Origin of the sequence: Neptunicoccus cionae (genome assembly GCF_014643735.1) — a bacterium.
Classification (GTDB): Bacteria; Pseudomonadota; Alphaproteobacteria; order Rhodobacterales; family Rhodobacteraceae; genus Amylibacter; species Amylibacter cionae.
In genome coordinates, this window is sequence record NZ_BMKA01000003.1 from 596,989 (window position 1) to 603,999 (window position 7,011).

At 56.1% G+C, this 7,011-nt stretch carries 6 protein-coding genes; 1 reads left to right on the forward strand and 5 read right to left on the reverse strand.

What is annotated here, in order from left to right; genetic code table 11:
• Positions 1 to 13: 13 nt before the first annotated feature.
• The 4 genes from IEX10_RS13850 to IEX10_RS13865 form a co-directional block, all read right to left on the reverse strand.
• Positions 14 to 844 (reverse strand): ABC transporter permease, encoded by an 831-nt coding sequence (locus IEX10_RS13850; protein ID WP_188676372.1) that lies wholly within the window; start codon positions 842 to 844, stop codon positions 14 to 16.
• The gene (locus IEX10_RS13855) at positions 837 to 1,604 is read right to left on the reverse strand and encodes an ABC transporter ATP-binding protein (protein ID WP_188676375.1); all 768 of its coding nucleotides are present in this window, start codon (positions 1,602 to 1,604) and stop codon (positions 837 to 839) included. Before IEX10_RS13855 ends, IEX10_RS13850 begins: the two co-directional genes overlap by 8 nt.
• Positions 1,605 to 1,682: 78 nt before the next feature.
• Positions 1,683 to 2,705 carry an ABC transporter substrate-binding protein gene (locus IEX10_RS13860; RefSeq protein WP_188676377.1) on the reverse strand — a complete coding sequence of 341 codons (1,023 nt, stop codon included), beginning with the start codon at positions 2,703 to 2,705 and terminating at the stop codon, positions 1,683 to 1,685.
• A gap of 36 nt (positions 2,706 to 2,741) precedes the next feature.
• Positions 2,742 to 3,422: a GntR family transcriptional regulator gene (locus IEX10_RS13865; protein ID WP_188676380.1), complete on the reverse strand. Its 681-nt coding sequence runs from the start codon at positions 3,420 to 3,422 to the stop codon at positions 2,742 to 2,744.
• A gap of 164 nt (positions 3,423 to 3,586) precedes the next feature.
• Here IEX10_RS13865 and IEX10_RS13870 point away from each other — a divergent pair, with 164 nt between their 5' ends.
• The gene (locus IEX10_RS13870; protein ID WP_188676383.1) at positions 3,587 to 4,090 is read left to right on the forward strand and encodes a MarR family winged helix-turn-helix transcriptional regulator; all 504 of its coding nucleotides are present in this window, start codon (positions 3,587 to 3,589) and stop codon (positions 4,088 to 4,090) included.
• A 59-nt stretch (positions 4,091 to 4,149) separates the two neighbouring features.
• Here the strand turns inward: IEX10_RS13870 and IEX10_RS13875 are convergent.
• Positions 4,150 to 7,011: cadherin-like domain-containing protein (locus IEX10_RS13875; RefSeq protein ID WP_188676386.1), on the reverse strand; the 2,862-nt coding region annotated here is incomplete at its 5' end.

Genomic DNA, 7,011 nt, shown 5'->3' on the forward strand with positions numbered 1-7,011 from the left:
GCAGGGCCGCAAATCAGCTGCGCCAGTCCAGAAGATGACGTTCGATCAGGCCGATGACCGTGCTTAGCACAACGCCCAGCACAGACAGGATCAACACGCCAGCGAACAGCCGTTCCAGATCATAAAGCGCGCCTGCTTCAAGGATGTAAGCGCCGATGCCGTATTCCGCGCCCAGCATCTCCGCTGCCACCAGCAGGATGATCGCAATGGCCAGACTGATCCGCAAACCCGACAGAATACCCGGCATCGCACCGGGCAACACGATTTTACGCACGATAGACAGCCACGACAGCCCAAAGCTCTGCCCCATGCGGATCAGGCTGCGATCGACGTTATCCACCGCGCCGTAGGTAGCGACCACGGTCGGGGTAAAGGTGCCAAAAGCAATCAGCGCGTATTTGGAGCCTTCGTCGATGCCAAACCAGATCACAAACAGCGGCAGCAGGGCAATTTTGGGGATCGGGAAAATTGCCGCCACCAACGGCACCAGCCCTGCGCGAATATAGGAAAACAGGCCAATTAACACGCCAACCCCAACGCCCAAGCTCGCCCCCAGCGCAGCGCCCACCACAAGACGTGACAGGGATGGGGACAGGTGTTTGTACAGCAGACCGGACTGATGCAACTCTATCAGTGTCTCCAAAACGTCAGAGGGTTTGGGCAGGGTCAAAGCGGAAATCCATCCCGAACGGGTGCCCCATTCGGCAATTGCGATCAGCAGCACAAAGACCACGCCGCCAACCCAGCGTTTGCGTTGCGGTGCGAAACCGCCACCGCGAAAGCTGACGGTGCGGGCTTCGGCTCTGGCCTCTGTGGGGGTGTGGGGCATCGTGGTATCAGACATCAAGCAACTCCGCATCTGCTGCACGGGCTTCGTCCCGCATCAATTGCCAGAGGTGCCTTTGCTGGCGATCCAGTTCCGGATCACCGAACTGGCGCTCGGCCAGTGGGGTATCCAGATGCACGATCTCGCGGATTTGGCCGGGCCTGCGGGACAGGACCACGATGGAATGACCCAGACGCACGGCCTCGGCCAGATTGTGGGTGACATAAACGGCTGTAAAGGGCGTGCGGGTCCACAAGGACACCAGATCGTCCATCAACAGCTCGCGGGTTTGACTGTCGAGCGCGGACAAAGGTTCGTCCATCAGCATCACAGCCGGGTTCACAGCCAGTGCGCGGGCAATGGCGACCCGTTGTTTCATGCCACCAGACAGCTGTTTGGGCAGCGCCTTGGCGAAATCCGTCAGCTTGGTGCGTGCCAGCACGTCGTCTATGATTTCCTTAGCGGCTGCGCCTTTGATGCCGTGATCTTCCAGTACCAAAGAGATATTCCCCGCCACACTGCGCCACGGCAGCAGAGCGAAATCCTGAAAAATATAGGTCAAGGGATTGAGACAATCCGCAGGCGGTGTGCCGACCTGTAGAACACGGCCCTGTTTGGGACGTTCCAGCCCGCCGATGAACCGCAGCAGCGTGGATTTCCCACAGCCCGACGGCCCCACAATGCAGACGATCCTGCCGTGGGGGATTTCAAGGGATATGTCGCGCATGACTTCGAAATTATCGTAGGAATGGCTGACATTTTCCAGACGGATGTCCATTGGCACAGGCTCCGGTAAAGCGGTGCGGGGCGTGCAAATGCCGCCCCGCTTTCGGTGATTTAGTTAAGAAAGACGCGATCAGGCCTTAATGGTGTCCACGTAAGATCCGTCCACCAGCGTGTCGAGCGTGATATCCGTATCCACCAGACCCTCGGACTGGAACCAGTTCAACTGATCCTCGATCGACGCCGTGTTCAGCGCGGCATTTTCATTCAGACGCATGGTGCCGTTGATGATCGACGGCGCCGCTTTTTCACGCGGGCGGTCGGTGTAGACGTATTTATGGATCAGATCGACCATCTCGTTAACGCCGTCCTCGCCGCCGGATTTCGCGATCATGGCCGCGTTATAATCGGCCACACCTTTGGAATATCCGTTCAGGAAGCCTTCGGTCATGCCCCGTTCGTCCGCCGCATTCTTGGCCGAAGTGAACACGGTCGTAACCTGATAGTTCGGGATATAATCCGCTACGTCACCAATGATATGCACCGCACCAGAACCCGCAAGCGGCTTGGCAATATGGGGCACGATGGACCATGCGTCGATCTGGCCGGACTTCAATGCGCCGATGATGGCGCCGACTTTTTGCAGCGGCTTGAAGCTGACGTTGGCGCCTTCTGCTGCGGCCATTTTGGAGCCCATGTAGTGGAAGGACGAGCCGGCGGTGGAAATCCCGAAGGTTTTCCCGTCCAGCCCCGCTGGTGAGGTCAGACCGGCTTGAAATGCCGCGTCGGAAGCTAGGATTTTTTGACCGTCGATGCCTTTTTCTTCGGACAGTGCCCCGCCGATCACCTTGATCGCGCCTTTTTGGGCCAGCGAGATCAGGCCGCCGGACACAGCCGTCACAGCGTAATCCACATCGCCCGAAGCAATCGCCACGGCCATTGGCTGTGCGGCTTGGAAGAACTTGAATTCCACGTCCAGACCGGCCTGTGCAAAATATTCGCGCTCATAGGCGACAAAGCTGCCGGAGTGGGATGTGAAGCGCAGCGCGCCAACGGTAATCTTTTTGTTGCTGGCCAGTGCAGGTGCTGCCAGTGTCGAGGCCGCAGCCGCGCCCCCCATCAAAATCAATGCCTTACGGCGGTTCAGTGTCATCATGGTTTCCTCCCAGTGATTTGGTTTCAGTTTAATTTTTTAATCGTTCAACGGCTCTGCCCGCAGCTCTGCCGCGATATCCTTGGCCAGCACCGCCAGTGCGGCCTGAACGTCCCGTTCCAGCACCGCATCCAGCAGCGCCTGCTGGCGGGCCTTGCGGCGGGCGAAATCAAGACGGCCTTCCCGCAGCAGTGCCAGCCGGAAACGGCGGGACTGGTTGAAGAATTTCTCTTGCAGGTCAATCAGACGCGGAGAGCCGCAGCTTTCAATCAATGTCGCCGTGAAGGCTTTGCACGCCTCGTCCCACTCTAGCGCGGTCAGGTCATCCGGCGTCGCGGCAACAGCGGTCTCTGCCTTGCGCAGCCCGTGATGGGCCGCCATCACCCTGCCCTCCCACGGGACATCGCCGTGCACTATCGCCAGTTCCAGCGCCGCGCTTTCAATCTGGCCGCGCACCATGATGATATCGCGCAGGTCTTCTTCGGTGGCACTGGTGACGCGGAACCCCCGCTGGGTCGTCGCTTCGACCAACCCTTCGGCAGACAGCAACCGCAGAGTTTCCCGCATGGAGTGATTCGAGCCGCCATAACGCTGGCGCAATTGTTCGATCTTGAGCTTCTGATCCGGCATCAGAGCCCCGAACGCAATATCGCGCCGCAAGGCCGATGCCAGCATCGCAACGATTGAATCATCTTCACCAGGGGTGCGCTTGAAGATCATGATGCCCAGTATTTCCCAAAATGTTGGATATTTTCTGCCCGTTATCCACCAAAACGTCAATGGACTTTGGCGCGGGCCGGTCCCCAGTCGGCGAATTGCCCGCGCGCGCCTGTCGCTTTGCGGTTGACACATCAACTAAAAGCGAGATGAATGCGATAGATTACATGGATGAGAGACCACCCCCCAAAATGGAAGAACGGCTACTTTTGATCGGAAGCGGAAACCGCAAACTGCGGTATTCGGAGATCATTACCTACCGCGTTGCCCAACTACACACGCGGTTCAACGCACAATCGACGCGGATTCTTCAGACTGTCAGCGATATTTCTCTGTCCCAATGGCGTATACTTACGGTTGTAAATTCCTCCAATGATGTCACCCATACAAAAATCTCGTCGATCTCAAGGATCGACAAGGGCCAGATCAGTCGCGCTGTCAAATCGCTGATCAAAGACGGGTATCTGGAAACAGAGGATGATCTTGACGATCACCGCAAATCCTACCTGCGATTGACCCCACAGGCGAGCGAGCTGCTTGCCAAGACACTGCCGCTTATGCAGAAGCGCCACGATGTACTTACAGATTCGCTTTCGGATGATCAGCGGACTGTCCTGTTTGAGGCTTTTGACACGCTCGACAATTTGACCGAACTCACTGAATTCACTTAGTAGGCCAGCCCCCAGATGCTCCGCCGGAACATCTGGGACTGATCGATGCCGTCTGTGGGTTACGCAGGCGTCAGGTTAAGGTCATCAATGACAACACTCGAACCATCCAGCGCGTAGATTTCAACCGCATTGATGCCATCGAATTTGCTATCGAAGTCGGCAGAAGGATCGTCAAACAGCGTAGTCCCGAAATCGAGGAGTGTGGCACTTGTAGAGGCATCAACAACGAAGTCAAAATGATCTACTTCGACGTAATCCGCGTTGTAAGTTTTGAAACTCGAATCGGGGGTCGTGTCGATAAATTCTGCGCGATACGAAACGATGCGGATTGTGACGCCATCCAATGCGACCGCGTTCAGTGACAGCCTCTCCAGATTGAATTCCGCGCCATAACCAAAGCTCTCGCCCCCACCTCGCGATGCCATCGTCGTGCCGCTGGTCGCGAAAGTCGCGTATGACTCCGCGTCCTCTATTCGGACTGTCGCTGCATCGTCATAGATTGCGAAAGGGTTACTGGCGCCGTCGACCGGCGGCGTGATCAACACGTTGTCACCGCCTGTTGTCGTTTGCCCGTTGGCCACGCCTTCCTGCGCCCGCGAAGGATCTTCGGCATATTCATCGGTTTCCATCACCGAGGCTTCAGTGTTGAAAATGAAACCGTCCAAGCTATCAATCGAAACTGAATTGCTATCTGCCGAAGAATATTCCTCAAAATCGAACACCGATGGTGTGGGGGCAACTGCATCCGCAGGATCGGATACGGCAATGTTAACGCTTGCTTCAACAGATGCATTTTCAGCGCCGGAATCGTCCGTTACGGTAAAGTTCAACGAAATCGGCACATCTTCACCATCCGCAAGCCCCAGATCCGCAATGTCAAAGGTCAGGATATTGCTCGTCCCGTCAAAACTGCTTGTGATCGTATCAGGCGTCGCGCCGCCTTCATCGCTACCAAAAGATACTGAAAGATCGGAAAAAGTAAGCCCGTCGCCATCGGAATCACTGACAAACAGGTCCAGATCCAAATTGACGGACGTCCCTACAAAATGGTCGCGAGATAGCTCGGTTCGCTCTAGGTTATCAGGATTGTATGAGACCAGATCATGTCCGTCGGTAACAATTTCCAACTCGTACAGCGGACCAGCGACGGATGGCGGATTATTCTCGGCAGGCGTTTCGGTATACGGCCCATCCACATTGAGCGTCACCGTCCCGACCACGGTTGCATTTGTCTCTCCGGTGTTGTCATCCACGGTTACCGCAAACTCGGTCGTGATAGATTGGCCCGCCTCCAAAGTGAAAATATCCGGATCGGTCCAAAACACATGCAGATCTGTGCCACGCAGCTCGTACCCTAAGACGGTGCCGCTGTTAATCGTCACGCCGAATGACAAATCATCCAGATCCGCATCCGATGCCAAAGCCGCAAGGTCGATCACAATATCCCGGTTAGTCGCGTTTTCATCCACAACTGTATCGGTAAACACCGGCTGGTTGTTCGGTGTATCTACCTCCTCTTCCGGCCCAGCACCATCTTCAATGGTCAGTTGAATGATGCCGGTGTCAAAGCTGTTGGCTTTGCCTTCCCCGTCGTTCACCTCGTAGGAGATTTCCAGAGCAATCTCCGGCGCGACACCTGTTTCTTCATCCGGGACAATGTTGAACTGTGCAGGGTCGATCGTCAGCACACCGTCAACCAGTGTATATTCAACCGTCCCGTCACGACCGGAGCCCGAAATCGCAATATTTCCAAACGTAAGGACCGTGCCTGCATCCTCGTCTGATGCAAGTTCGTTCAGATCAATGACAATCGGATCGATATCACCCTTGCGTATTTCGGCATCCTGCGCCACCGGCGCATTGTTGGTGTTGATTGGCGTTGGATCGTCCGAGCCGTTCACAGTCAGATCAAACGACATCGACACAGAACTGTTGGCAGTGCCACTGCCGTCATCTGCTTTAAACGTCATAATCCCGTTGAAAACCTCGCCCGCACCCAAGGCCAGTTCGCTGGGATCAAAGCTGAACACACTGCCCGTGAAGGCCGTCCCAACCTGTACTGCACGACCTGTGTCAGCATTAATCAAGCTGACGAGAGAGTAGTCCAGATCGGTGGTTTCAACATCGCTCGCATAACTGGAGAGATCGAAGCCGAACGCGCCGTCTGCCTCGTTTATAACGGCATCAGCCACTGTTCCGACCAGCACGGGCGCATCATTTACGGAAGCGACCTCTACGACCACAGTCTTCGTAACCGTCCCGCCGTTGCCATCGATGACAGAGTAGCTGAAGCTGTCAGTGCCAAAGAAGTTTGCGGCAGGTTTATAAATGAAGCCACCGTCAGACGCGACTGTCACCGCGCCATTCGCGGCGTCAGTTTCCAGAGCGAAGACCAGACTGTCGCCTTCCACATCCGTAGCCAGCAAAGTTCCTGTCAGGTCATTGTCTTCCGCCACAGCCGCCTCTGCGGTCAGCGCTTCGGGCGCGTCATTAACGGCGTTCACCGTAAGGTTGACCGTCTGCGTATCCGACCCGCCGTTTCCATCAGTGACCGTAAAGGTAAAGCTATCCGTGCCATTAAAGTCTGCACCGGGTTTATAGGCATAAGTTCCGTCCGCACGCAGCGCAACCGCGCCCTTCGCACCGTCTGTTTCAAGGGCAAAGGTCAGGATGTCCCCATCAATGTCACTGGCCACCAGAGTACCGGAGATCAATCCATCCTCATCACCAACGCCAGAAGCCGCCTGCGCAACCGGCGCGTCGTTTACAGGGGCTACGGTGATATTAACCGTTTGCGTATCTGTGCCGCCGTTCCCGTCACTTACGGTGTAGGTGAAGCTGTCAGAGCCGTTAAAATCCGCATTGGGCGTGTAAGAATAGCTGCCATCGCTTGCCATAGCGACGGATCCATTGGCACCATC